The following is a 26,193-nucleotide window of genomic DNA, read 5'->3' as shown; positions in this document are numbered from 1 at the left end:
CCCTGATGCCATGGCCGCCCCCGCTGCCGGTCCATCGTATCGGCGGGGGGGACAACGGATGAGGCTTCGGCGACTACACGCATAAGGGTTGTCTTCCGACACCGAATCCCGCATCACGTCGACATCCGTGCCGATACGGTGCGAGGACCTCCACCTGAAAGCGAACGATGCCGAACCACACAGTTCCTGACAGTCTCGTCGATCACCTGCGCCGCCACGGCCGTGACCAGGCAGTTCTCGGCCATAGTGTCGACGTCACCATCGGTTGGTGGAACCAAGAGGACCGCGCACTGCTCCCGGGTGGTCCCGTGACCGGCGGCAATGGAACGACGGGGCAACAACCGATCACCCGAGCTCACATTTTCAGCCTGGCTGAGGACGCTGTCGTGAGCGAAGTCGGTGCGCTTCGCTTGCTCTGGCACTCCCTCGCCTGGGGCACGGGTCAGCGACACCGGAACAACAAGCGGCGGATCACGTCTGTCCTCGCCGCCGACGACGCCCCCCGTGTCCTGATGCTGGCTGCCGCTACGTCGCGGCGGGATCCCGCCGAGGCCTTCGCGATCCTCCGCCCTGGAGGCCGGAACCGCTTCAGTTGGCTCGGTCCGAATTTCTTCACCAAGTATCTCTACTTCGCGGGAGGGGGAAGTCCCGACCACCCATGCATGATCGTCGACCAGTTCGTCCGCGAGACACTCGGGCAAGCGACAGGTGATGTGCGCTTCGGGTACATCTCCCAGTACTCCGTGACGCACTACGTCGAGACGCTCGAGCAGTTGAACCTATATGCGCGAGCTGCAGGCGACCTCCTCGCACGTGAGGTCGCAGGCGACGAGGTGGAGCGCTGGGCATTCGGGGCGCGCCTCGGCACGCCTGGGAAGAGGTCCTGATGCCGTTGCCACTCATCCCCGTCGTTGCGGGTGGCGTCGCCATTGCCGGCGGCTTGGCCGCCGCCGGACGCGGCATCCAGCAACACATCATCGCAAATCGCGAATGGACGGACGTCACGAACGCGCACAAGTCTGCATTGGACGAGCTGGAGAGGATCCGGGCACAGACGAGCGCGACCGTGACCGATTACGGAAAGCTTCAGATGGCCGTCCAAGAACAGACGATCGGTCGTTTTGTTCATTGGCTGGAGCGACATGAACAACTCGTCCGACGTTTGGACGGACACGTGGTGGACGGGATAGAGCTGAACATACCGGAACTCAAAGCACTGAAGTTCGACCTCACTCAAGCCACAGGCAGCGCATCGGGCTTCGCCAGCGCCGGAATCGCAGGTCTCTCCGCGCAGGCGGCGGCCCTGTGGGGTGTAGGATCGCTCGCTTCTGCCGGTACCGGCGCCGCGATATCGAGTCTGAGTGGAATCGCGGCCCAGAACGCCACACTCGCTTGGCTCGGCGGGGGAACCCTTGCAGCAGGTGGCGCCGGGGTCGCGGGCGGAACCGTCGTTCTAGCCTTCATAGCCGCAGCGCCGGCCGCTCTCATTGCCGGGAGCACCCTTGCCTGGTCGGGCTCGCGTAGACGTAAGCGGACACGACAACGCGCCGCAGAGGCGGAAGTACAGATCACCTCCATGCAAGCAGCCGGTGACCTGACATTGCGGATCGGTGAGCGCATAAGCGAGCTCCGGGGTGTGTTGACCGCCACGACCGAACGCACGGAGAATGCCCTCGCCGTACTCGAGTTGCTGGACTTCGATCCTGAGGCTCACGGGCCCCAGCTGCTCCGAGTTTACACTTTGGTCAGGGCGCTGCGCGAGATCATCAACGTACGCGTCATCGCCGACGACGGCGAGCTGACGGACGAGTCCATCGAGATAGTGATGAGGTACAAATGAGCGTCCAGTTCCCCGGCGTGAGCACCGTAGCCGCCGCGGATACGTTCCGAGCGTTCACGATGATCGTCGACTGGGTCTCGAAGTGGGTCTCCCAGGAGCAGGAGACGAAGCGAACCATTGCGAGCGTCAACGCCCAAAGGGACGTGATCATCTCGGGGATAGAAGCGCAGCGGGACTTCCTCCTGCGCTCCCTCGACGTCGTCTTCGACGAACGTCGCACAGCCTTTCGCGATCTGTTCGCAAGACTCGATGTCGCCATGAGCGATGGCAACGATAGGGCTGTCGCCGACTTACTCTCTGCTATCACTGCGCTGGCGACCAAGAACCCTTTCTCCGAACTGCGCGACCACAGGATCGTGATCGAACAGTTCCGCTCCGAGAAGGTGTGGGAAGTCTGAGCCGCCACTCACCCGGCGTCCCCCGGGGACGTCGGGCGTGATGCCCAGCTGCTGCCCGGTCCGGAGACTGATCACCGTGTTCAACTGATGTCGATGCCCGGATCCCCACCGGAAGTCCGAAGAGCCAGATAGCCGTTGCCGAGTACGTCGACTGGTTCAACCACAGGCGCCTACACGGTGAGATCGGGCTCGTCCCGCCGGCCAAGCTCGAGACCAACCACTGCGCCAGCGCCACGCCCGAGCACTACCCTGAAACACCTGTCCCGACCGGGGCTGGCTCCACGTAACCGAGCCTCCACGAAACCCGGGGCGATTCAGTCACCTATCCGTGCAGCAGACCCGATCGCTCAGCTCCATGGGTTTCCGGCCGATGAAACCCTAGGACCGACATCTCGATCTGAAGCGAAGCGAACTGAGCACTTCGATGAGCACTGCAACCAGCCTGCTGGTATGCCCTCACCGGGCAGGCTTCTGCGGTAGTGGACAGCACGACGTAGACCGCGCACGGCCAGCCCGCAGCCGCGGAGCGGGTACGCCAGCAGCTCGCATTGCTCAGCCGGCTCACTCGCCGCGCAAGCAGTGCCTACGCCGAGACGTGCAGCATGAGGCGCACGCCGACAGACAAGGACTGAACGCCCAATTATGTCGGTGGGGTTTACTACCATCAGTACCGGCCAGTGACGTGAACGGAGTCGGATCGTTAGGAGCATTTTGAGAACTGAGGAGATCGTCAGCGCACTCGCGGAGGCGCTGGCCTCTGCCGGTGGACGCGTAATCGCTCCGGGAACGAGCGAAGAGCCCGACGTTGTGGTGCTCCATCCGGACGAAGGACTCATCGGCATCTGCGTCGATGCCGGCGAAGATGTCACCGACCAGACTCCGTTTGTGACGTTGAACCAACGGGTGCACGGGCTCCGCCAGACTCTCTCGCTTGACGCCTCGGTCAGGGTGGCCCGCGTGGTCCTCCGGCCGGCCACCGTCCTGGACGCTCCGCACATCGGCATCGGCGGGCGCATCACCATCAGCCCCGCACAGCTGAACGACGCCACATGGCTGGACGCTGTTCCTGCATCGCCACTGGACCCGGAGATCGAGGAGATCGTGGTCCGTGCCCTCTTCCCCGAGATCGTCTTCACGAGCATCTTCCGCGACAACTCCCACGACGCAGGCGCAGAGGAGAGAGCCTCCTTTCGTTACGTGCTGGATGCGCAGCAGGCACACATAGCCCAGCGTGACGGGACCGAGGTGGCCGTCATCCAAGGCCCCCCTGGAAGCGGCAAGTCGTTGGTGTTGGCAGCACGCGCCCGCTGGTTGGCCGAGCGCCACCCCGACTGGCGCATCCGCGTGCTCTGCTACAACCGCGCTCTTGTCCCCTACCTCGCGAGCCTCACCGAGGGGCATCCGAGCATCACCGTGAGTCTTTTTACCGCTTTTGCCCAAGATCTGGGCGTGAAGTTCTCGTTCGAGAATGATCACTACACCTACCACTGGCTCGACAAGGCCATGAACGCCAAAGCGGGCGTGTCCCCCATCGCTGATGCTGTCCTCGTCGACGAAGTCCAGGACTTCCGACCTTCCTGGCTCGCCGTCGTCCGTGCGGGGATTGTGAAGGGCCGGGGCGGCCTCTTCATGGCTGGCGACGAAGCCCAGGCGCTATACCACGACGAGAGCTTCACCGACGCATTCTCCTCCACGCACATCGAGTACTTCACCCTGAGCAAGCCCTACCGGAGCACCCGCAACATTCTGGAAGCAGTAGGAGGCATCAACGGTGCTTTTTCTGTTCCTGGCCGGGACGAGGCGCCCGAGGGCGAACCGGTCGAGCTGATCTGGGCAGACTCGTGGGACGAACAGGCAGAGGCCATCGGCTGGGAGGTGGCCACCATGCTTAGAGACGGCGACCGGCTGCCCCAGGACATCGGCATCCTGGTCACCCGCCGGTCCGGAACCTTCTCGCGCCTCACTAAGGTCTTGGAAGCGCATTCAGTTCCCCATACGGTGGTGAACCGCGAGAACGCCCACACCTTCGACCGATCTCACAATGCCGTTAAGCTGATGACGGTGCACTCCGCGAAGGGACACGAGTTCCCGGTGGTTTTCTTGTTCGGACTTGAAGCGCTGCCGAGCTTTGAACCTGACGACATCGAATCTCTGCGGAGGGCGCGCGTGGCATTCGTCGGCGCCACCCGCGCCAAGGACCAGTTGATGATCACCTACACACGCGACAACGACTACCTGAGGATTCTGAGCAAGGACGAGGCCAACGTGCGTCGCTGGCTCTGGCCGGACAATTACGAAGTGGGGAACTGACGTGGCAGAGCTCGTGGTCTACGGTTACCACGGTCCTGGCGAGCAGCGGACCGCCGAAACACTCGCCGCAGCTCTCCCTGAGCATTGGGTAATCGTGGCCGGGCGTTCGTTGCCCACGCCTCAGCAGGACGACGTCGACCTTCTGGTCATCGCCGACAACCGCATCTTTGTGCTCGAGGAGAAGTCCTGGGGGCCGACCGTGATCGTACGCAACGGCGGTTGGCAGGTGAAGGGATCCATGCGTGAGAGCCCGGTGGGCCGCAACGCCCACGTCGCGCGGGTGCTCGCCGGCGTGCTCCGACAGAATGTTCCCCTATATATGAGCAGCACCGCAGGGCAAAAGCTGGTGGTGCCTCGTGTCATCCTCTCCCACCCCGAGCTTCAGCTGGACACCTCCCGGTACACCCACGATGATGAGCACATCCTCGAGCTCGCCTACGCCGCCGAGGACCTCATTGCACATGACAAGCAGCCCTCTTCACTGAGCGGTGTCCGCCAAGCCGTCATCGACTTCCTCTCCGGTCTCTCCGCCCGCAAGGAACTACCCACGACCCTAGGGCACTACACGGTTGCCTCCGAGGCGGAGCCCGTCGGACGCTCGCGCGTCTTCGTCGGCTCCGACTCCGACGGTGACCCGATCGTCCTGCGCGCCTACCCCATGGACGGTTGGGGACCCGGGGTCGATGTCCCGAACCTCGTCCGTCATGAGCGCCGTGCAACAGCTCAGGTCGCGGAAATCGAGCGATCCTGGTCCGTCGAGTCCTCGTTCGAGGACGAAGCACGTCGCTGGATCATCCTCCCGATCCGCCCGAAGGCAAGTGTTTCCCTGAGCCGGCATGCAACGGCGGGAAACATCGTCGCGCGCGATGACGCCGGCTTAACCGGACGTGCGGCAGCGATAATCTTGGATGCCTTCACCGCCCTCAGCGAGGTCCACGAGAAGGGCGTAACGCACCGAGGGCTCATGCCGTCACGCGTCCTCCTCGGCCGCCGCGACCGGGTCCTCTTCCGAGACTTCTACCTCGCCCACGCAGACTCCGAAGCGACGATCGCGTCCGACATAGCGGACACCGTCGACAGCTCCGTCCCCTTTCGCGCACCCGAGGTCCAAGTCATCGTCGGCAACGCGGTCCCTGAGTCCGACGTGTACTCGCTGGCCCTGACCATCTTGTGGTGGCTCAATGGGTGCGGTTCGCTGAACGACGGCTCCGATGTCCTGCAGATCGCCTTGTCCACCGAGGACTTTTCCCCCGTCATCCCGATCCTTAAGAACTGTCTAGCAGCCAACTCGCCGGACCGGCCATCAGCGTCGCGGGTCGTCGAGCTCCTACAAGAACTCACTCCCTCCGAATCCCGCCCGGCCGAGCTTCCTGTTGGCGACAGTAGCCCTGCGGCCGACCAGTTCAAGGTCGGTGGTCTAGTCGAGGGCCGGTACGAGATCCAGCGCGTTCTGGGACGGGGTGGTTTCGCAACGTCCTGGCTCGCCGTTGACAACCGGACCCAGGGCACCCGCGTGATCAAGCAATACTCCAACCCGCAAGCACGAGCCGCGGTCCTGCAGGAGTTCGAGTCAGCCAAGCGTCTGAGCAGCCCCCGGTGTGCACGGGTCTGGGACTGCTCACCGCCGAATTCGCCGGTCTACCTGGTCTCCGAGTTCGTCGACGGCCAGTCGTTGCGCGACTTCAGCCGTACCGGAACCGCGGATGAGGAGGCCTATCGTTCCATCGCCCTCGACGCGCTGGCCGGCCTCGAATACATGCATTCCGAGGAGCACCTGCACCGTGACGTCACGCCGACAAACATCATTGTGCGCCCAGATCAGAGCGCTGTTCTCATCGACTTTGGGCTGGCCTCCGCCGTCTCCGACGCCGTATCCATCGCCGGCACTCCTCCTTACATGGCTCCCGAAGTGGACCGGTCCGGCACCTGGAGCCGGGCGGCCGATCTGTATTCCCTCGGCGTCTCACTCCTTTACTCCATGCTCGGGCGCTACCCCTACAAGACCTCCGAGTCCCGTAGGGCGGAGAAGGATCAGATTGAGCCCCTCACAGCAGAGGAGCTGGAGACGTGGGGGCCGCAGGGCACTGCGGTACTCCGCTGCCTCTACCGACTGGTCGAGCCCGACGAGAAGGACCGTCCGGTATCCGCCGCTGAGTTCGCCGAGCAGCTGCGCATGGCGTCCGCGCCTCGCGAGGAGGCGGGCAAATCCCTCGTGAACCCCACCGTTATGGACCTGCGCCGCCTTTACCGCGGCAGTTCCGCTGGTAACGGCGGCAACCGCGGACTGGACGACGACTTCGCGCGCACCACGTACGTCAAGACCAAGCTCGACACGGAGCTCGCCCCTAGTGTTCTAGCCGGCGAGCTCGATGTCGTGCTCCTCACCGGAAACCCAGGCGACGGCAAGACTTCGTTCCTAGCTACCCTGCGCGAGGAGCTGTCCCGGGCTGGTGCGGTCGACACCCAGCCAACCACGGCGGCCGGATGGAGGATGACGCTGGACGGGCGCACCTTCGCATCCTTGTACGACGCCAGCGAGGCACGTGACGGCAAGACCTCCGATGACCTCATGCACGAGGCTCTCGCCGGGAACGGTAAGCACACGGCCCTCATCGCAATTAATGACGGCCGCCTGCTCAACTTCTTCCGTGACTATTCGGACATCTACGAGGAATACCACGCGGCGGTCGAGGAGTACGCCGCCCATAAGCCGGTCACACACCCTCGTGTCGCCGTGGTAGACCTTAAGCGCCGAACCCTCGCCCCCACCCCTGGCACTCGGGGCGGTTTGGCGGGTGCCGTACTTGACTCCTTCACCTCCGACAACCTCTGGGCTACCTGCTCCGGATGTTCGGCTAGAGCGGTGTGCCCGATCCTCTCCAACCGCACTTTGCTCCGCGAGAACGGACGGGAACCGCTACTCGAACTCGTCACAGTTTCCCACTTGCGTCGAAAACGGCGCGCTACATTCCGTGACGTCCGATCAGCCATGGCCTGGACGATCACCGGCGACCGTGGCTGCGCCGACGTCCACACGAGCATCGAGGCAGGGCGAGACCTTCGTATGGCCGAGAACTCCCTGGCCCACGACCTCGCGTTCGTCTCCGAGAGCCCGGACTACCTAGTCGCAGAGTGGGCTCTGCTCGACCCACAGGCGCAGACCGCCCCCAGGGTCGACCGTGCCCAGCGCGAGGGACGACTCAAGCTGCCCGCATTCGTTCGCCAGGGCTCCGCGCACCGCCAGTTGTTCTTCGATGGGTCCGGGCGCAACGGCGTCGCTCGCTCCGAGGTCCGCGCCTACCGTTACTTTGACGAGTTCATCGCAGCACTGCACGAGGACACCGATCCGGAGGCGACCCGGGCACAGGTGCTCCTCGGACTGAGCCGCATTCTGGGCGCCCCTGGGTACTCCGGATCCGGTCTGGCATTGAGGGACGGAGAGAGCCACGGATGGTCGGTGCTGCGCGAGATCGACAGACCCGCATTCGAGCTGCGCCCGCTCCCCGTCCTGGAGCGCTTCGTCGAGCAGCAGGCGGATGCCTTAAGACTCGAGCACCCGTTAGCGTCTCTGACGCTCTCCCTCGACTCCTATGAACTCGTGCGGCGAGCCTCCGATGGCGAAATTCTCGGAGACGCCGGAGCCAAAGCAGTGACTCTCGAGCTCAGTGCCTTCGGCGACGCGCTTCGCGCCACGCCCGGGCGACGCGTTCAGGTGATCGATCCGGCCGGACGCCCGAACGCAGTTCGAGTCGAGCACGGCGTAATCCGCCGGGGAGGAGAGTTCGCATGAAGATCGAGCTACCCCCGAACCTCCGGACGTTCGCGTTCACCGAACTGACGCTGGTCGAGCTCAACGACACCGATGTGGAGCGCATGCTAACTCAGGTGTTTGAAATGGCGATCAAGCAGGGACGTACCGCCCCGAACGGTAAGGCCGCAGGCATGTACACCGAAAAGCTCCATTCCCTCGCCGAGTCGGAGCACCTCGACGGCTTTGACAATGCCGAAGGAAGCGCCGTGCTTGACGGTTGGCTGCGGTCGTCAGTCGTGGAAATGGGCCGCGCTGGCCGTACTCGTGCCAGCGAACAGATGCAGTTTCTCCGCCCCAGCACGGTCGCTGTCTACCGTGCCGGCTTTCCCGCACGCTCGCGGCACCGCCAAGCCGATTACCTGATCTACCGCGAGATGCTCCGCGCAAGTGCATCACGCATCGGTAACGACCATGTCAAGGCCAAGGTGTGGGTGGGCGAGCAGTTCCGCGCGTCGTTCGGAGCTGGCGTTACCTTCAGCGATCCGCCCAAGTGGGCCCCCGAGTACGACGGCACCGACGTCGACATCTCCACCCTTCTCACCATTCGGTTCCTGGAACAGTTCGAGGCCAAGTCGGCATCAAAGGTAAAGGGTCAGGAGCACGAGTCCCCCGTTCCCGGGGCCTCCGCGCCCCTGGGCCGAGATGTCATCGACTACGTCCAGAGCTATGGCAAGCACGCACCGGCCCTCATGATGTCGCGCCACCTCGCGGGTATTATTGGACTGCGCCTCTTCCAGCTGCCACTCCGCATCGCACAGGCGACGCGTCAGCTGATCACGGTCGGGACTGCCAACGAGGACATGCTCAGCCCTAGCGCCACCAACAAGCTCGAGCAGTACGTCGACTTCACGGGCGAGAAGGGATCCGCTTCCGATACGCTCGCCCGACAGTGCGTGCAGCGTGACCTTGCATCTGTCCGTCAGTTCTTCTGGGACCGGCTCTACCTGCGCTCCATTTCCGATTCCCCGGACGGCGATGAGCTCTTCCACGACGACTCGTTGAGTGCGCCAGAGAAGTTCATGAAGCTGGCCGCCATGTCGGAAGAAAACGACACTGTCGCTCACCTGCGCAATGTTCTGAAGCAAATCCGTCAGGCCAACAAGGACACCGACGATGAGGACACGGCGACCTTCCTGCAAGCCGTCCTAGGAGATCAGCGTCCGGCGGCCGAAAAGGTGGCTGACGTTCTCGTCGAGGCACTCAAGAAGAGGGGTTACGAGAACGCCATCAAGTGGTTCTGGTCGACCGGTGGCATCAAGACCGACGTGGGGATTCTCTCGGGCCCCCTGAACTCCCGTCGTTCCTGGACCTATGCCCCGTCCGACCTCCTGCTGTCGTCGCTACTTGCTCTAACGTTCAGCCGTTCAGGCACAGGCGTCAAGCCCCTGTCCGAGAATGCGATAGATGTCGTACTGGGGACCTTCGAGAACAGGTTCGGCATCCTCGTCAACCGGCCCCCCGCAGGCATGGACAGCGCCGAGAACCGAGCTGCGGCGGCCCGTAACTTCGAGGCGTTCAAGCAGCGACTCCACCTCTTGGGTGCCTTCGACGGCCTGAGTGACGACCTCAGTGCGCAGCGTGTCCGCAATCCCTTGATGAAGCTCCTGGAGGGCCAGTGATCTCCCGCGTCCGCACGGTTCTTACCCGCCGACTCCTCGCATTGGTGGAGGCGGCGGAACCCGGACACTGCCTGCGCATTGACGACATCTCGGTCCAGGATGCGCGGGAGTGCGCGACTGACTTGAACGAGCTCATCGATCCCGAGTCGGTGCGGGTAGCTGTGCTCGCCCCCACCGACCACGGCGTCGAGGTCTCCGTCGAGACAGCTGTCGGCATCCGCAACGACAAGACTCATGTCTTTGCCCTCTTCGTGCCCCCGCTCCAGGCCCACGCGGCGAGCTCGCTCGACAACTCCTTCGAGCGGCACCCCATGGTGGAGGAACTCTCGTCAGTCCTCAACGAGATACGTGACGAGGTGGAGTCTCGCTGGCCGACCTTGCCCACCCGGACAGCGCTGAAATCCGCATCGGTCTCCTTCGAGGGAAAGCTCGATTTCCTCTCGGCCGTCCTTGAAGCCGACGACGAATTCTCCTTCGGTCGTGAGCTGTGGCGACTCGGTCTTCTCGTCGACGACGCGACCGGTCCGCAGCTGCGCGCCAATCTGGATTTTAACGCGCGTCTCGTCCGGGCGGTTTCTGAACCTAGCCAGGCCACCGCGACTGTGCGCGAGCGTCTGCAGAAGGCTGGTGTCGCTCCCGGCCCCGTATTGCAGAAGGTGGCGACGGCTCTGAACCCAGCGCATTCTGACCTCCATGACACGGTCGGATGGACTCGTCGGTTGTGGGCGGAGGAAGAGATCGACCTCGCGTCAATCCCTCGCGACCATCCCGCCGAGTCGGCGCTCGAGACCCTCGAGGCGGTCAGCTTCCGCAAAGCCAACGGCTCCCCCGAGACCTTCAGCAAGCTGGAGCTCACCGATGACGGTGTTCTCTACTGTCAGACCTCGCAGGACAACCCCGCTGCGGTCGGCGTGAAGTGGAAGACAACTCCAGGCAAGCCCAAGGACGTCGCCCGCTGGCGGCTGGAGCTTCTTCCGCCCGAAGACCTCCGCAGCGAAGACACCCCCGCTCCCATCGAGATGCGGGTGGCCGCCAGTCGCAACTCCGCCCAACTCAAGCTTGACCTCGGTGACGACGACCTCAGCGGCGGGGCACTGTTCGTTGTGCGGATCACGGCCTTAGATGCGAACGACACCCCCCTGCTTCTCCACGATGGCTCGCGCGCGGAGAGCGAGACTGACGCATTTGAGGTCGTGATCCAGGAAGCTCCGGTCGAGCGCTCCACCCGACGCAGCTCAGCCCACTCTCTGGCCGAAGCGCGACTCCATGCAGTGCTGGCTGGAGCCTCGGACACCGCAGTCGACATGCAGGCCTGGGATCTCGGCGGCCACGTATTCGGCGTGCGCGTCGGCAAACATCTCGCCTCTCAAGTCCGGATCGCCCCCACGATCGTCGCGCTACAGCGGAGACTCACCGCGGACCCTACGCTCACGTCGTTCAGTATGGTGTCGCACTACGGCGAGCCCATTGACCCGGCGGAGGCACCGGAACAACGGTCCCCCTTGCCTGCGGCACTGGCCCGCAAGCGCAAGGACCTCCTCACCCTCCTCGCCGACTCAGCGCCGCATGACGTCCCGGAGGTCCTCGTGTGGGAGGAGGAGGCGCGTCGGCTGGCGGTTGAGTACGCCCAGTCCTACAGGCGCGCCCTCGACGCGGCTGACGACGAGGCCCGTCGGGCCCTGCTCGCACTAGACACAATCAACGTGTCCGTCGGTACTGCATCAGGAGTGGAGCACGCGGTGGTCGTGCTTCCGGTGCATCCGCTGCGCATGGGCTGGATTGCGGCCCACAGCCAGGTCATCGACACCTGGTGTGACGACCTCCTTTCCCTTCAAGGCGCCAAGGCCAGACGCTTGGTTGTGGACGCCGATCTGCTGACGCGGGTGCAGCCGACCAACATGCCCTTCACCGCGACGGACCTCGAGGGCCGTCTGTTCGTCTACTTCGACGAACTATCGTATGGATCCGCTCTTCTGCTCGAACCCCGTCTGCACCAGCCGGAGGTCGTTGCTGCGGCGGTACACGGGGCCCTCAACCTCCCGCGTGAGTCCACTGACATGACCTCGGCTGCCACCATGGTCTCCGCACGCATCCGTGACTTCTTGCGCTCCCACCCAGAGGTTTCTTCGCTGCACGTGTCGGCGCTGAACCCCGGCGACGGAGAGATCCTCGGACGGGCGATCGAGGAGATCGTTCAGCTGCCCGTCAACGGAGAGGGGTCCGAACACGACGGCCCGGCAAGGATGGAGGTCATCGCCTACGGCCGCAACGCCGGATTCGCCTCACCTCTGCCACGGCTCACCGACCTGCAGAATGAGCTGCAGACGGTCCAGATCTCGACCCGTCAAAGCCACCTGGCACCCCCGCTGGGAGTGGCGACGCGAGCACCTGCGGCACTCACCGCGGAGGCCCGAGCAACGCACCTGGCCCTCCTACAGGACCTCGCCGTCCAGTCGATCACGGTCGGCGACCACCCTCCGACCAAGCGTCTGACAGCCTTCCACGACCTGCTGACTCCCGTCATCACGACCCGCTCCTCTGACGGAGGCCGTCCGTTGTGGGTGACCTCTCCCGCCCTAACGTCTGCTACTGACGGACCCGCACGCGCAGTCGTCGAGGCGCATCGGGCCCACCAGCTGGCCGTCGGTGCCACCCTGGGGGCGAATCAGAGCCCAAGCCTGGTGATCGCCGTCGAGGCGGAGAGCCTCCGCGCCATGGGTATCGTCCACCAGCTAGCCGACTGGGTACTCACACTCGACCGGCACGTAGGTCTGGACCTCTATGACAACCCGACCGAAGGGGGTCTCGGCTCGTCCAGCTACGTCCTCGACTACGCACCCGACTTCATCGAGGGCCTCAGCCATCGACTCACCGTGACGACCGCGCATCGCACAGAGGTCACGCACATCCTGTCACGCGCCATGGAAGAGCTTGGCCTCATCGCAGTACACGAATCCGTCACCCCGGTGATCGAGAACCTCCTGGCGATCTCCGGGCGTCTCGTGCTGCGCCTCCAGGGAAGCGAGAGCTTCGCCCGGGAAGCGGTCAGCCTGGCCGCCCTCATCGCTCATCTGAAGCAGCGTGACCAACTCGATAACACGATCATCGTTCCTGTCGACTCCCATGATGAAATCTTCGGCCGTGCAGCCCGGGAGGAGGACCTGTCCGCGCGCCGTTGTGATCTCTTGTTGGTGCGTATCAACCGCAACGGTCTGCAGATCACTTGCGTCGAGGTGAAGTCACGTAAGGCTGCTGCGCTGCCTACCCAGCTGGCCGAATCTATCGCTGACCAGGTCGAGGAAACCCGCAGGCTTCTAATCAACCGGTTCTTCGCCGTCGACCCGCCGCGAGTCGATGACAAGCTCCAGCGAGCCCGACTCGCGGGAATCCTCCACTACTACGCTGACCGCGCAGTGGGCAGCGGAACGATGCCCGCACACAAGGTCAGCGATGTCCATAAGCTCATCGACCGTCACCTTGAAGCGAACTCTCCGGTCGACATCAAGGTCCATGGATACGTAATCAGCCTGCACGGAAAAGCCGGCTTCCCCGATGAACACCGGCAGGTCCCCATCTCGGTCCTGACCGCGGACGATTTGGGACGGGCAGGGTTCAGCACTAAGTTCGATGAGTTGCTGCGCCCAGATTCGGATGTTGATCGCGAGTCTTCGGACCGCACTTCCATCCCGGTGACGCCGGCCCTCAACGACTCCACACCACTGCCCGAATCTCTGCCGGAGCTCGCAGGCCACGAGACGTCGGGGGATGAACGCCCCTCACACGTGAACCCTGTGCTCCCGTCCGCCGGGGAGAACGGCTCTAGCGCCGACGCGGCTGTCGCAGTGGCTACGGAGCAGGCGTCGTTCGCCACAGCTACGGCCGTCCAAGAGTCCCCCGCCAAAGTGGACGTTGTCCTGGGCGCGGACGGCCACGGCAGTGATGTGACGTGGAGCGTCAGCACTAAGGGCAGTCCACACTCCTTCATCCTAGGTATACCCGGTCAGGGCAAGTCCGTGACGACCCGTCGCATCGTGCACTCCTTCTCCGAGGCAGGTCTTCCTTCTCTGCTCTTCGACTTCCACGGCGACATGGCGGACAACCCACCAGCTGGGGCTCACGTTCTCGACGCGAGCAAGGGCCTCCCGTTCAGCCCCTTCGAAGCAGTCGACTCGACCGGCCCTTTCATGAATGCTGTCGCCTTCGAAACGGCGGAGATCGTAGCATTCGTTGCGACGCTGGGTGAGATCCAGCGCTCGCACGTCTACAAGGCCCTCCAGCAGTCCTACGCCGAAGCGCTAAAGAGCGGGTCCCCTGCCGCTCCCACGGTGACTCAGTTCGCTCAAGCACTAGAGGCAGTAGAGGCTGCGGAGAAGGGCAAGCATGCCCGCGAGCGGGTGCGCCCGCTCACCGATTTCGGTCTCTTCTCCGACGCTTCGGACGGCAACTTCGCGCCGCGGCACGGCGGTCTGGTGATTGACATCAGCTCACTCACGCTAGATCAGGTGCAACTGGCAGCCACGTCCTTCCTGTTACGGAAGGTCTACCGCGAGATGTTCCTCTGGCCGCAGGACGGGACTCTCAAACTGGCCATCGTTCTCGACGAAGCGCACCGGCTCGCAGGAGATGTCACGCTCCCGAAGCTGATGAAGGAGGGCCGCAAGTACGGCGTCGTCGTGGTCGTAGCCAGTCAAGGAAGTTCGGACTTTCACAAGGACGTCCTCGGCAATGCCGGCACCAAGATCGTCTTTCGCACGAACTTCCCCGAAAGTAAGCAGGTGGCGGGGTTTTTGCGTGGCCGCGCGGGCCAGGACCTCAGTCAAGAGATCGAGAAGCTGGGCGTGGGCCAGGCCTACGTCTCCACTCCGGACTCGCCGCAAGCCCGTAGAGTCTTCATGCAGGAGTGATGTGCGCGACCGCAGCACCTTTCGCAGGGCGTAAGGCCCTGCGTCCGCGCACCTTGTCGAGTTGCAATCCACGTTCTCAATTACCCAACAGCCGGTCGGGCATTTGAGCGACGTCTCACGAGGGCGCCCAGCCCTTCGGGCCCACGAGGTGACATACTTGACTGATTCGCTTACCGCCCTGCGCTCCAGCGCGAACCTGGCTGCGAAAATGGCACTCATCCGCCGCCCCGCCGGAACGCCATCTCGCCAGGTCGAGTTGACCAATAATTCGTTCGCACTTTCCGTCAATGCCGTTGAACTTCACCGCAGCCCAGACTTCATCGAGTGGATAGAGGAGTGTCACCCTCGATCCGGAACCGTCGTCTCCAATTCGCACTAGACCCGTCCAACAAGACAGGCGCGCCGAGAATTATCACGTCCGTTGCGTCGTCAATATGGCCGTCGTAGCGAACTCTACGAACCGGGCAAGGAAGCGTTATCGTTGAACCGCACTGGGTTCTTTGGAGGCTCGTGACCTTGGAAACGAGGATGAGGACATGCCGAAGGAGCAGGTGCCAGGGAAGCCGCAGACGCGGCGCTACACCCCGGAGGAGAAGGCTGCGGCGGTCCGGATGGTCCGCACGCTGCGTGCAGAGCTGGGACCGAGCACGGGACGGTCCAGCGGGTCGCGACCCAGCTGGGATACGGCGTGGAGTCGGTGCGCCAGTGGGTCAAGCAGGCCGATATCGACGAGGGCCACGCCCCAGGCGTAACGACCGCGGAGGCCAAGCGGATCAAGGAGCTGGAGCAGGAGAACCGGGAGCTCAAGCGGGCCAACGAGATGGGCGGATTCAAGCGGTGGGCACAACGAGTCCTGTGAGATGAGGCAGTCGCTGATCACAGGAGGATCCGGATGCAGGGCAAGCACGGTCATCTCAGTCGACAGCAGAAGCAACTCGCGCTCAGACTTCACGCGAGGGGTTGGCGGCTGGTCGACATCGCCAGAGAGGTCGGCTGCAGTGTGAAGCGCCCCAGGTTCTCTGCCGCTCCTATGCGGGTTGCGGCTCTCGGTTGAGGGCTGCGTAGTGGGCTTGCTCGAACTCCACTGGGGTCATCATCCCAAGAGAGCCGTGCAGGCGCCGGTTGTTGTACCAGTCGACCCAGCCAGCGGTGGCGTACTCGACGTCTCCGATGCTGCGGTAGGGGCCGGCGTGGAAGACCGTGGTGCGGACGCACTCGGTCTTGTACAGCCCGATCACGCACTCCATGAGGGCGTTGTCGTAGGCATCGGCAACCGACCCGATCGAGGGCCGGATGCCTTCCTCGGCGAGGTGCTCGGTGAACGCGATCGAGGTGTATTGCGACCCGGCGTCCGCGTGGCCAATGAGCTCACCGGGCACCACCGGGTGGCCTTCGCGGTCGCGTTGCCACAACGCCATCCGCAGCGGGACGTCGACCAGCTCGACGGCCTTGGTGGGTGCGAGGTTCCACGCGACGATCTTCTGGGCGAACACGTCGAGGATGAACGCGACGTAGACGAATCCGGCCCAGGTGCGGACGTAGGTGAAGTCCATGACCCAGGTCCGGTTCGGCGCGGCGGCGGTGAAGTCCCGATCGAGCAGGTCACCGGCCCGCTTGCCGTCCTTGGCAGGGATGGTCGTCCTGACGCCCTTCGAGCGCCGGATCCCTTGCAAGGACAGAGATCTCATCGCCCGATCGACCGCGCCGGGCGAGGCGTCCGGGGTGGCGCGTTGCACGAGCGCGGTCATCTTCCGACGCCCGTAGAGCCCCTCGGGGGTCATCCTGCGCACGCCCTCGTGGTCGATCCTCCAGGACAGGTCACGGACCTGGTTGGTCACCCGTGCGTCGGTGACCGTCCGGACGGCCACCGCACGGTTGGCGCGTGCCCAGTCGCGGTAGGTCCGCGCGGCGACCTGGCAGCCCTGCTCACGCAGGACACGACAGATTGACTCGACCGCGTCGCCCTCGGCGCGCATCTCGTCGATGAACGCGACGATCAGCGGTTGCGGGGGTCGAGTTCCCCCGCGAAGAAAATTGAGGCCCGACGGAGGATCTCGTTGTCTTCCTCGAGCCGTCGGACCTTGGCCTTCAGTTCCTTGATCTCGGCCAGCTCCTGGCTGGTGGCGCCCTGGCGTTGCCCGCCATCGACCTGGGCCTGGACGACCCATCGGCGCACCGTCTCCTTGCCCAGCCCCTCGCGACGAGCGACGGACTCGGCGGCCGCGGTCAGCGACGGGTACTCCGGCAAGTGCTCCAGCACCTGCCGTACGCACCGCTCCTTGACCGCAGGATCGATCTTCTTCGACATGCTGCCATCCTCTCGGAATCAAAAGGATGCGGCATCAAACCCGGGGCGCTTCACCCACCGCTTGAATCCGCCCTTCAATGTACCCGCGGACATTGCCACGTTTACGATGATCCACCGAGCGAATCTCACCGGCACCAATGACCACCCGTCTTACAGCGACTGGCCGGGAGCCGTGTCGGTCTGCGCCTCTACAGCTGAGGTTCTGACTGCCCTTCGCCCCTGACGTACCGGGCGGCCCTGGTTTCGCAGTCGAACACCCAGGGCCGCCCGCCATCGTTCGGAACTAGCCCTGCCCCAGGGACGCTCGCCTAAGCTGCTGCCAGACATCACGGCTGCCGACGGCCCCGAAGAACATGAGACATCACCGTGCACGACGGGCTTTACGAATCGCTCATCACCACATCGCTGCAACAGACGCTCAACTCACTCGCGCCTCACCGCGTCATTGACGAGCAGGAGGTCGATGAGGCAGATGCTCCGAGCATCTTGGCGCGGCATGTTGCGGAGGAGCTCGAGCGGGCTCTACGCGAGACGAAGAACGCCCAGACGCGGCTGACCCTCATCAACGACGTCCTCGAGCACATCGAGGCAGCGCAGGCGAGCGTGCAGTCGCCCGTGCGCCAACTCCATGCGGTTCGCCCCAAACCTCAGGCGCACGTGGCAGAGGTTCTGCACTCCCGCCCGCGCACCCCGCTGTCTGACGCCGCGCTGCTGACGAATGCCAAGGGTGACCCGAACCTGGGAGCGGAGCTGCGGTCTGAGTTCGACTCAGCGGAGCAGGTCGATCTGCTCTGCGCCTTCGTCAAGTGGAGCGGGCTGCGCGTCCTCGAAGAGCCCCTGCGCGCATTCACCGCTCGGGGCGGCCGGTTGCGGGTCATTACGACGACGTACGTCGGGGCGACCGAGCGACGGGCGCTCGACCGTCTCGTCAACGACTTCGGCGCGCAGGTCAAGGTCCAGTACGAGATCGCGCGGACCCGACTCCACGCGAAGTCCTGGATGTTCCGTCGCAGTACCGGATTCGATACCGCCTACGTCGGGTCCTCCAACCTCTCGACCGCCGCCCTGCTCGATGGCGTGGAGTGGAACGTCCGGCTTTCCGCAGTCGCCACTCCCGCCCTCCTGCACAAGTTCGACGCGACTTTCGAGACCTACTGGAACGACCCGTCCTACATCGACTACGACCCTGACCGGGACGGAGACCGCCTCGACGCCGCACTCGCCGCCGCGTCAGGACGCAAGCCCTCGACTTCGACGCTCAACCTCTCGGGGCTGGAGGTGCGGCCGTTCCCGCACCAGGTGAAGATCCTCGAGCAGTTGGACGCCGAACGCACCGTCCACGACCGCCACCGAAACCTCGTCGTCGCCGCAACGGGGACCGGAAAGACGGTCGTGGCGGCATTGGACTACCGCAATCTCGCTGCTGGCGCACCGCAGGAGTGGCGGCTGTTGTTCGTCGCGCACCGCATCGAGATCCTCGAGCAGGCGCAGCGCACCTACCGAGAAGTCCTGGCCGATGGATCGTTCGGAGAGCTGTGGGGCCAGGGACAGCGGCCTCAGCACGGGCAGCACGTCTTCGCGACCATCCAGTCCGTGACGAACGAGCTGGCTTCGATCCCGCCAGACGCCTTTGACATCCTCGTGGTCGATGAGTTCCACCACGCCCACGCCGCGTCGTACCGGCGACTCCTCGACCACTTCGCACCCCGTGAGCTCCTTGGTCTGACCGCCACCCCGGAACGCACGGACGGCATCGACGTCAGCGAGGCGTTCTTCGGCGGGAGAACAGCTGCCGAGATGCGACTCTGGGACGCGCTCGAAGCAGAGCTCCTCAGCCCGTTCCACTATTTCGCCGTCTCGGACAACGTCGACCTCCGGGATGTGAGCTGGAAGCGCGGTCGTTACGACCAGGCGGAGCTGGAGAACGTCTACACCGGCAACGACGCGAGAGCGCGGATCATCCTCAAGGAGCTGCAGGACAAGGTCGGCGACGTCAGCCAGATGCGCGCCCTGGGCTTCTGCGTCGGGGTCCGGCACGCGGAATACATGGCCCAGACGTTCACCGCTGCGGGTATCCCCGCGCGTGCGGTGTCCGGCGGGACGCCGTCCGATGCCCGCGCGCAGGCGCTCAGGGACCTCCGGTCGCGTGAGGTGAACGTCCTTTTCACCGCTGACCTCTACAACGAGGGGATCGACCTGCCGGAGGTCGACACCGTCCTCTTCCTGCGTCCCACCGAGAGCGCCACGATCTTCCTGCAGCAGCTCGGCCGCGGACTGCGCGCCGCACCGACCAAGGCCGTGCTGACGGCGCTCGACTTCGTCGGTCATCAGCGCAGGGAGTTCCGGTTCGACCGCAAGTTCCGTTCCCTGACGGGAGCCACTCGAAAGGGCCTGCGCGAGCAGATCGAGAAGGGGTTCCCGTTCTTGCCGTCGGGGTGCCGATCGTGCTCGACCGGCAGAGCCAGCAGATCGTGCTCGATGGCATCAAGGCCCAGGTGCAGCCGCGGTGGGCTGCACTCGTCAACGAGCTCAGGTCGCTCAAGCGAGAGCACGACGACGTCTCGCTCGCGACGTTCCTGCGCGAGACCGACGCAGAGCTCGCCGACGTTCTCAAGCCCAAGCGCGGCTGGACACAGCTGCGAGCGGACGCCGGCCTGGCCATTCCCGAGTGGGGACCGCGTCACGAGGAGCTCGTTCGCAGAGCCACGGCCCTGGGGCACGTCGATGACCTGGAGCGCGGGGCCGCCTACCTGGCGTTCCTCGCGGACGACGCACCCGACTACGACGCCGTCGACGAGCTCCAGCAGCGGTACGCCCGGATGCTCTTCTTCAGCCTCTGGCCGGACCGAGGCGGCTTCGGGTCCTACGCCGAGGGACTCGCGGCACTGCGCCCCGAGCGAGCGGCCCGGCGCGAGCTCAGCGAGGTCATCAATCTCGGGCTCGACTCCATCACCCACGTCCCGGCGGGGATCGACGGACCGCTCGCCAGGCTCGGTCTGAGGTCGCACGCCCACTACAGCCGAGACGAGATCGTGGCGGCACTCGATCACGCAAGCCTGGAGCGGCGAGCCGACAGCTTCCGTGAGGGCGTCCTCTACTCGAAGCCGTGGAATACCGACGCCTTGTTCGTGACGCTGAAGAAGTCCGAACGCGACTACTCCCCCACGACGATGTACAACGACTACGCGATCAGCCCGCGTCTCTTCCACTGGGAGTCCCAGTCCCGCACCACCGTGGCATCACCGACTGGCCAGCGGTATCTCAACCACCGTGAGCTGGGCTCGCACGTGCTGCTCCTCGCCCGCGCGCGGAAGGTTGGGCCGCTCGGCACGGCGCCCTACCTGCTCCTCGGACCCGCTGACTACGTCAGCCACCGGGGTGAGCGGCCCATCGCCATCACGTGGAAGTTGCGCCGGCCGCTGCCGATGGACTTCTTCCAGGAGGCGTCGGTCGCGTCCGCATGATCCGCGAGGGAAGGGCTTACGTCCCGTCGACCCACGCGAGGAAGTCGGCCACCGAGAACACCGGGTGACCGTACTCCTTTGCCTTCCGGGCCTTTCCTGACTGCGTGCCGAGCTCAGCGACGACCAATACGTCGCACTTCTTCTTCGTCACCGTGTTTACCGGCACCAGGCCGCGCTCCTCGGCCAGGGCGGTCATCTCCTCCCGGCTGAGCGTCCGCCCGTCCGGCAAGCACGCCGTCCCGGTGAAGCAGACCCGGGTGCCCGGTGTGAGGACGGCGCCGATGGTCGTGCCGTCGTCCTCACCGAGGAGAGAGCTCACGACGTCGATCCCGAGGATCTGCTCCAGCCCTCGCAGCCGGTCCGCCAGCACAGGGGGCAGCGATGAGGCACGCTCCACCACGGCGTGGAGTCGGTCAGAGACAATGCCGCGCAGCGCCGAGCCGACCTCAGGATCGCTGAGGAACACCGCGCGGTCACGGACCTCAGCTGCCCCTGCCCCGCGCAGCAGCACGTCGCTCACCGCGCGGCTGGTCTCCACCAGCGCAGACAAGGTCGGCAGGACCGCGCTCGACGGCGTGGGCTCGTCGGGGTCTCGCGTCAGCAGGTAGCTGGCTCCTGCCTCCGCGCCATCGACGGCGGTGAAGGCACTCGCACTCTCGTCCTCCGGCTGGAGCCGGGCATACGCCGACAGTGCAGCACGTGCGCGTGCCAGCGCGGTGCCGGCGGAGAGACCCCGACGCTCGTCGTCGTTGAGTCGCTCCCGTGGCACGTCGATGCCCAAGGGGAGTGAGGACACGGTGCCGAGCCGCTTGAGCTCGAAGTCAATGAGCCCCAGTGTCCTGTCCGTCTCCACGCCGACCGGCGTGTGGCCGTCGAGCAGCGGCAGCAGGACGGACCAGACTTCAGCCAGCGTCGGTGCCATCAGGACGTCATCGACGCTGATCCCGTACGTCGTGCGCGCATCTGCCAGGTCGCGCTCCGGGTTGACGAGAGTGCTGAGCGCGGTGCCGTCCTCGAACGCGACGGCGATCTCCACCGGCCGAGGGCGTGACATCCGCCCCTCGTCTCCGACCGTGAGGATCGCGAGCGCACACCGCCCCGTCGCGGCGTCTGACGCGGTGGCGGAATGGAGGAAGCGCAGGATTCTCCGGTCGGTTTTCAGGTCCTTGGGCAGCACCGGTCGAGTGAGCACCAGGCCGTCGAAAGAGGTGCACCGGCTCAGCGCGACGTACACCTGCCCGTAGTCGAAGGCGCCGCCGCTGAGGTCGACGACGAGCCGGTCGAGGGTCTGGCCCTGGCTCTTGTGGATGGTGATCGCCCACGCGAGCTTGAACGGCAGTTGGGTGTAGGAACCCACCACCTCGTGCCGCAGCCCGCCGGCCTCCACCACTGGGCGCGTCGCCTCCCAGGTGTACGGACCGACCATCGCTGCCGAGCCATCACGGAACTCGACCGCCACCTGCAGTCCCTGCTCGCCGTTCTCGATCCCGGCAATGCGACCGAGGGTGCCGTTGACCCAACGACCTGCTCCGTCGTTGGTGAGCATCATGATCTGGGCGCCCACCTTGATCTGGAGCATTCGCTCCACGGGCGGGTCGAACAGGCCGAGATCGCCGCGCTCGGTGGCACGGTGCTCGATGACGTCGCCCGGGAGCCGCTCGAGGTGGCGGCGGTTGCGGGCGTCGACCACTCGGTTGGTGGGCGCCAACGTCAACCAGAACTCGTCGTCGCCAGGGACGAAGTCGGGATTGGTTCGGGAGTTGAGCTCGCGGCGGGACTCCTCGATGAGCACTCCTTCGCGGACGGCGTTGAGGAGGGCGGTGAGCCGCTGGTCGCCCCGCTGGCGGAAGACCGTGGTGAGGGCGACAGTCGGGAAGTCCGCCCGCTCGAAGTGGTCTGCGGAGAAGAAGTACGGCGTCTCGTACCGGGTAGTGAAGTACTCCTCCTCGCCGGTCGTGACGACGGGCGGCAGCTGGAACAGGTCCCCGACGAGAACCAGCTGAACTCCCCCGTATCGTTCCCCGGGCTGCGGGCCGAACCGCTCGAGAGCGGTGACCACCATGTCGAAGATGTCGGCCCGCACCATGGAGGCCTCGTCGATGATGAGCGTGTCGAGCTGGCGCAGCGTGGTGGCGAAACGACCGGGCCGATACGTTCCCGAGCGGACGTCGTCCAGGCTCGTGGTGGTCTGGAAGCTGAACAACCGATGGATCGTGTAGCCCTCGACGTTGAGCGCCGCGATCCCTGTGGGGGCGGCGACGACGACGCGCCGTTTGGTGCGCTCGAGGTAGTGCCGGATCAGCGTGGACTTACCGGTGCCGGCTTTCCCGGTGAGGAAGAGGTTGCCACCTCCTTCGAGGATCTGCAGCGCTGCGGCAAACTCCTCGGTGAGCACGATTTCGCCGGTCAGCCGGGCCTCAGCTGCAACGGTCGGGCTGTGCTGTTGTTCGATGATGACCTCCTGCTGGGACCCCTCGCGCTCAGGCTAGCGCTGGATGAGCCCGTGACTGGCACCGCCTCTGCCAGACAGACGCCGGCGCCTGTTCTCGGTCCGGGTGAACAGCAATGTCCGAGCTCCCCCCTAGGCTCACGAGCAGGGGGGCACAACCTGTGCGTGAGCCTCTAAAGGAGTATGAGTGGAACTGTTCATCGGCCTTGCCGCCATTGCCTTAGCGCTGTTGTTGTTCCGGCGGCGACGCCCCGCGAAGCCCACTCCCCGTCACCCTGCAGCCGCGCCTGCGCCCGCTCCTGCGCCGGTCACCGCGACGCCGCGGCCAAAGGCCGACTCGAGCTCCCGCGTGCCGTTCGCCGAGCCGGGCCGGGTCGGCCCGCTCTTCTCCTACGCGGAGCTCGGCCGGAAGGGAGGGATCCGGCATGACGGCCCCTTCGCCGTCATCGACGTCGAGACGACTGGTTTCTCCCCGCGCAATGGGGACCGCGTCATCGAGATCGCGATCGCGCGCGTCGACGCCTCTGGCCGGATCGAGGACGAGTACTCCACACTCCTCAACCCTGAGGGGCGAGACACCGGAGCAGTCTTCATCCACCAGATCACCAACGAGATGGTCAGGAACGCTCCGCTCTTCGGCGATGTCGCCGGCGAGATCCTCAGCCGCCTCGACGGAGCGGTGGTCGTCGCCCACAACGCAGCCTTCGAGGAGCGGTTCCTGGCGGCGGAGCTCAGCCGGGTCGGCGCACGAACCTCGACCATGCCGGCCCTGTGCTCTCTGTGGCTCGGCAAGCAGACCTTCAACACCCCGAACTACAAGCTCGCCACTCTGGCGGAGCATGCGGGAATCGTCATGCCTGACGCGCATGCGGCCCTCGGTGATGTGCGGGCGGTGGCGGGTCTTCTCGGCACGATGATGGACCGCCACGCGGACTCTCTCACTTACCCCTGCCCACCCGGAAGTGACCTGTGTGGTGACTTCCCCGTGGGCGGTTGCCGCCCCATGACCCGCGCAGTCAGCCTGCGCAAGGGCCAGGACGGCTGGATGAGCTCGCTCCTCGCCCGTCTGCCCATGTCGACCCAGGAGCTCGACGACGCCGCCGCCGCCGCGTACCTCGAAACTCTGGGCGAGGCACTGGCGGATGGCAAGATCATCGGTGATGAGGCACGGGCGCTGGCCCGGATCGCAGGCTCGGCAGGCATGGGAGCGGCGCAGGTCGCGGCACTCAACGAGCGCTTCCTGGAGCTCATGCGGGAGGTGGCACTCTCCGACGGCGTCCTCACGACCACGGAGCTGCGCCAGCTCAACCGCGCAGCCGACGCCCTCAGCGTGTCGGACTACTTCGATGACCTGGTTCCGACCAGCGCCCCGGCGGCTGTGAGCGGTGCGCCCGTCACCACCGTGACGGCGACGCGGACGCCAGCCGTGCGGCGGTGCGGGCACTGCCGCACTCCCGGGCACTACCGCACGAGGTGTCCTGACCTGAACTGATTCGGTCGACGACGGATGATCGCCACCCGGTCATGAACCTGGACGGCCACCGTCGGCTGGCCGCTGGTCGGCGACGACGTCCACTCCGTGCTCGAGGACCCGCTCACCGTGACCGGGCTGCGGCGACGCAGCCACCTCGTAGAGGACGACGTCGTGCTCACGGCGTGGAGCGTGTGAGGATGCCGACGTGCGCCCCGCGACGTGACCGCTCCCCCGCCCCGCTCTCCCGGGCGCGCTCGTCGTCGTGCCCGCGCGGGACGAGGAGCCCGAGATCGGCGCCTGCCTGACCCACCTCGCCACCGCCGCCGGGCGGGCCGGTCTGCCGGTCGTCGTGTACGTCGTCCTCCACCGGTGCACCGACGGCACCGCCGAGGCGGTCGCCGCTGCCGTCAGCGCCCGGTCCGACGTCCACTGGGTCGCCGCAGACAGCGCCGCCGGCAGCCTGGACGCCGCGCGCGCCGACGGCATCGCCGCCGGTCGCGCCCACGACGCGCTCGCCGGTCTCGTCCCGGTCACCGTGTGCTGTGAGAGCACGGACGCCGACTTCCAGGTTCCGCCCGCCTGGCTCACCGAGCAACGCGCCCTCGCCGACCCAGGGCTTGGACCTCGCGCTCGGTACCGTCGAGCCACGCGACGACGGCTCGGAGTCCGCGCACCTCTGGCATACCCAGCACCACCTCACCGAGGGACACCTCGGCATCCCCGGCGGCAACCCCGGGCTGCGCCTGACCGTCTATGACGACGCCGGCGGCTTCCCCGACCTCGACGACGGTGAGGACGTCCGGCACACCCACGCCGTGCGCGACGTCGCCGACCTGCCGTGGACGAGCCCCGACCGCCCCCGGGTGCTCACCTCCTCCCGCCGCCAGGGCCGCGCCGGTCGCGGGTTCGCCGGGTTCCGCCGCCCCCTGGACGACGCCGTCACAACCTTCGACACGACCGACGAGCTCCAGGACCGGCTGCTCGCCACCTGCTCCGCCTCGCCGGTCAGCGGCCCAGACCGGACGCTGTGCCCTCGGAGGCCGCGGGCGCCGTCGCCCCCGAGCGGCGCCGCAAGCTCACGCCCGTGGCCCGGGCGGTCGCGTGCGCCCTCGCCGACGATGGACTGCTCGTCGTGACGTAGAACGGCGTGCCGGTCGACGGGCGCACGGCGGTGGGGCCGGTGCGTGTCGGGCTGCCGCCGGTCGAGCTCAGCGCCTTGGCGAGCCGCTCGCCGCACCGAGCGCCAAGATGCGCGATGAAGATGCGCCGCGACAGTCCAGGGAGCGTACGTACGCTCCCTGGACTGTGAGGCTATCCAGTTGGCTGTATGGAATGTTGATCGGCTTGGCCTGATCACCTTGAGTGTTGCCAGGACGTGGCGCCTACTTCGAATCGGCTTAGCGGCGAGCAATTGCAGAGTTTCGCGCTCCCAGGGAAGAACATCCTTAGCCAACGCTCCTCGGCCACACGTGGGGAACTCAGGGTCCCGCGGTTGACCGGGATCGAGGGGACCTACCACTGGCGCCATGGACGGGCCTCGACCGGCACTTTGACCCCATCGAGGCCCGAAGCTACTGCTAGGCACGTCTGCAATCAGGTGACAGAATGCGGGTCGC

General features: G+C 65.6%; 12 protein-coding genes and 3 pseudogenes. 12 read left to right on the top strand and 3 right to left on the bottom strand.

From position 1 onward, the window contains the following. Positions 1-167 precede the first annotated feature (167 nt). The 9 genes and pseudogenes from FHE66_RS14645 to FHE66_RS15775 form a co-directional block, all read left to right on the top strand. Complete coding sequence (locus tag FHE66_RS14645; RefSeq protein WP_369692771.1) at positions 168-887, top strand: hypothetical protein; 720 nt, start codon at positions 168-170, stop codon at positions 885-887. Beyond that, positions 887-1,840 carry a hypothetical protein gene (locus tag FHE66_RS14640; RefSeq protein WP_139073718.1) on the top strand — a complete coding sequence of 318 codons (954 nt, stop codon included), beginning with the start codon at positions 887-889 and terminating at the stop codon, positions 1,838-1,840. Before FHE66_RS14645 ends, FHE66_RS14640 begins: the two co-directional genes overlap by 1 nt. Further along, a complete protein-coding gene (locus tag FHE66_RS14635) occupies positions 1,837-2,238 on the top strand; it encodes a hypothetical protein (RefSeq protein WP_139073717.1) in 402 nt (133 codons plus the stop codon). Before FHE66_RS14640 ends, FHE66_RS14635 begins: the two co-directional genes overlap by 4 nt. A 711-nt stretch (positions 2,239-2,949) precedes the next feature. After that, complete coding sequence (locus FHE66_RS14630; RefSeq protein WP_139073716.1) at positions 2,950-4,548, top strand: 3'-5' exonuclease; 1,599 nt, start codon at positions 2,950-2,952, stop codon at positions 4,546-4,548. A 1-nt stretch (position 4,549) separates the two neighbouring features. Then, the gene (locus tag FHE66_RS14625) at positions 4,550-8,338 is read left to right on the top strand and encodes a protein kinase (protein ID WP_139073715.1); all 3,789 of its coding nucleotides are present in this window, start codon (positions 4,550-4,552) and stop codon (positions 8,336-8,338) included. Next, complete coding sequence (locus tag FHE66_RS14620; RefSeq protein ID WP_139073714.1) at positions 8,335-9,978, top strand: hypothetical protein; 1,644 nt, start codon at positions 8,335-8,337, stop codon at positions 9,976-9,978. Before FHE66_RS14625 ends, FHE66_RS14620 begins: the two co-directional genes overlap by 4 nt. Next, a complete protein-coding gene (locus FHE66_RS14615; RefSeq protein WP_139073713.1) occupies positions 9,975-14,882 on the top strand; it encodes an ATP-binding protein in 4,908 nt (1,635 codons plus the stop codon). Before FHE66_RS14620 ends, FHE66_RS14615 begins: the two co-directional genes overlap by 4 nt. Before the next feature lie 536 nt (positions 14,883-15,418). Continuing rightward, a pseudogene (locus FHE66_RS14610) lies at positions 15,419-15,705 on the top strand (transposase); the annotation flags it as partial. Between the two features lie 69 nt (positions 15,706-15,774). Further along, positions 15,775-15,882: pseudogene (locus FHE66_RS15775) on the top strand (helix-turn-helix domain-containing protein); the annotation flags it as partial. A gap of 28 nt (positions 15,883-15,910) precedes the next feature. Here the strand turns inward: FHE66_RS15775 and FHE66_RS14605 are convergent. Beyond that, a protein-coding gene (locus FHE66_RS14605) for an IS3 family transposase (protein ID WP_139073712.1) occupies positions 15,911-17,190 on the bottom strand; the annotation gives its coding sequence in 2 pieces (ribosomal slippage) (positions 15,911-16,917 and positions 16,917-17,190; 1,281 coding nt in all). 366 nt (positions 17,191-17,556) lie between these two features. Between FHE66_RS14605 and FHE66_RS14600 the strand changes: the two are divergent. Beyond that, a pseudogene (locus tag FHE66_RS14600) lies at positions 17,557-20,654 on the top strand (DUF3427 domain-containing protein). 16 nt (positions 20,655-20,670) lie between these two features. Here the strand turns inward: FHE66_RS14600 and FHE66_RS14595 are convergent. Continuing rightward, positions 20,671-23,049 carry an AAA family ATPase gene (locus tag FHE66_RS14595; protein ID WP_255303767.1) on the bottom strand — a complete coding sequence of 793 codons (2,379 nt, stop codon included), beginning with the start codon at positions 23,047-23,049 and terminating at the stop codon, positions 20,671-20,673. A gap of 241 nt (positions 23,050-23,290) precedes the next feature. Here FHE66_RS14595 and FHE66_RS14590 point away from each other — a divergent pair, with 241 nt between their 5' ends. Then, positions 23,291-24,595 (top strand): exonuclease domain-containing protein, encoded by a 1,305-nt coding sequence (locus tag FHE66_RS14590; RefSeq protein WP_139073710.1) that lies wholly within the window; start codon positions 23,291-23,293, stop codon positions 24,593-24,595. Positions 24,596-24,752: 157 nt separating this feature from the next. Here FHE66_RS14590 and FHE66_RS14585 read toward each other — a convergent pair whose 3' ends face one another. Then, on the bottom strand, positions 24,753-24,944 hold the full coding sequence (locus FHE66_RS14585; protein WP_139073709.1) for a hypothetical protein: 192 nt from the start codon (positions 24,942-24,944) through the stop codon (positions 24,753-24,755). Positions 24,945-25,194: 250 nt separating this feature from the next. On the opposite strand from FHE66_RS14585, the gene FHE66_RS14580 reads away from it, so the two are divergent. Then, on the top strand, positions 25,195-25,713 hold the full coding sequence (locus FHE66_RS14580; protein ID WP_139073708.1) for a hypothetical protein: 519 nt from the start codon (positions 25,195-25,197) through the stop codon (positions 25,711-25,713). Positions 25,714-26,193 lie beyond the last annotated feature (480 nt).

The sequence above is a fragment of the Georgenia sp. 311 genome (assembly GCF_006151955.1).
Lineage (GTDB): Bacteria > Actinomycetota > Actinomycetes > Actinomycetales > Actinomycetaceae > Oceanitalea > Oceanitalea wutianyii.
This window is presented reverse-complemented; position numbering and strand designations above follow the sequence as displayed.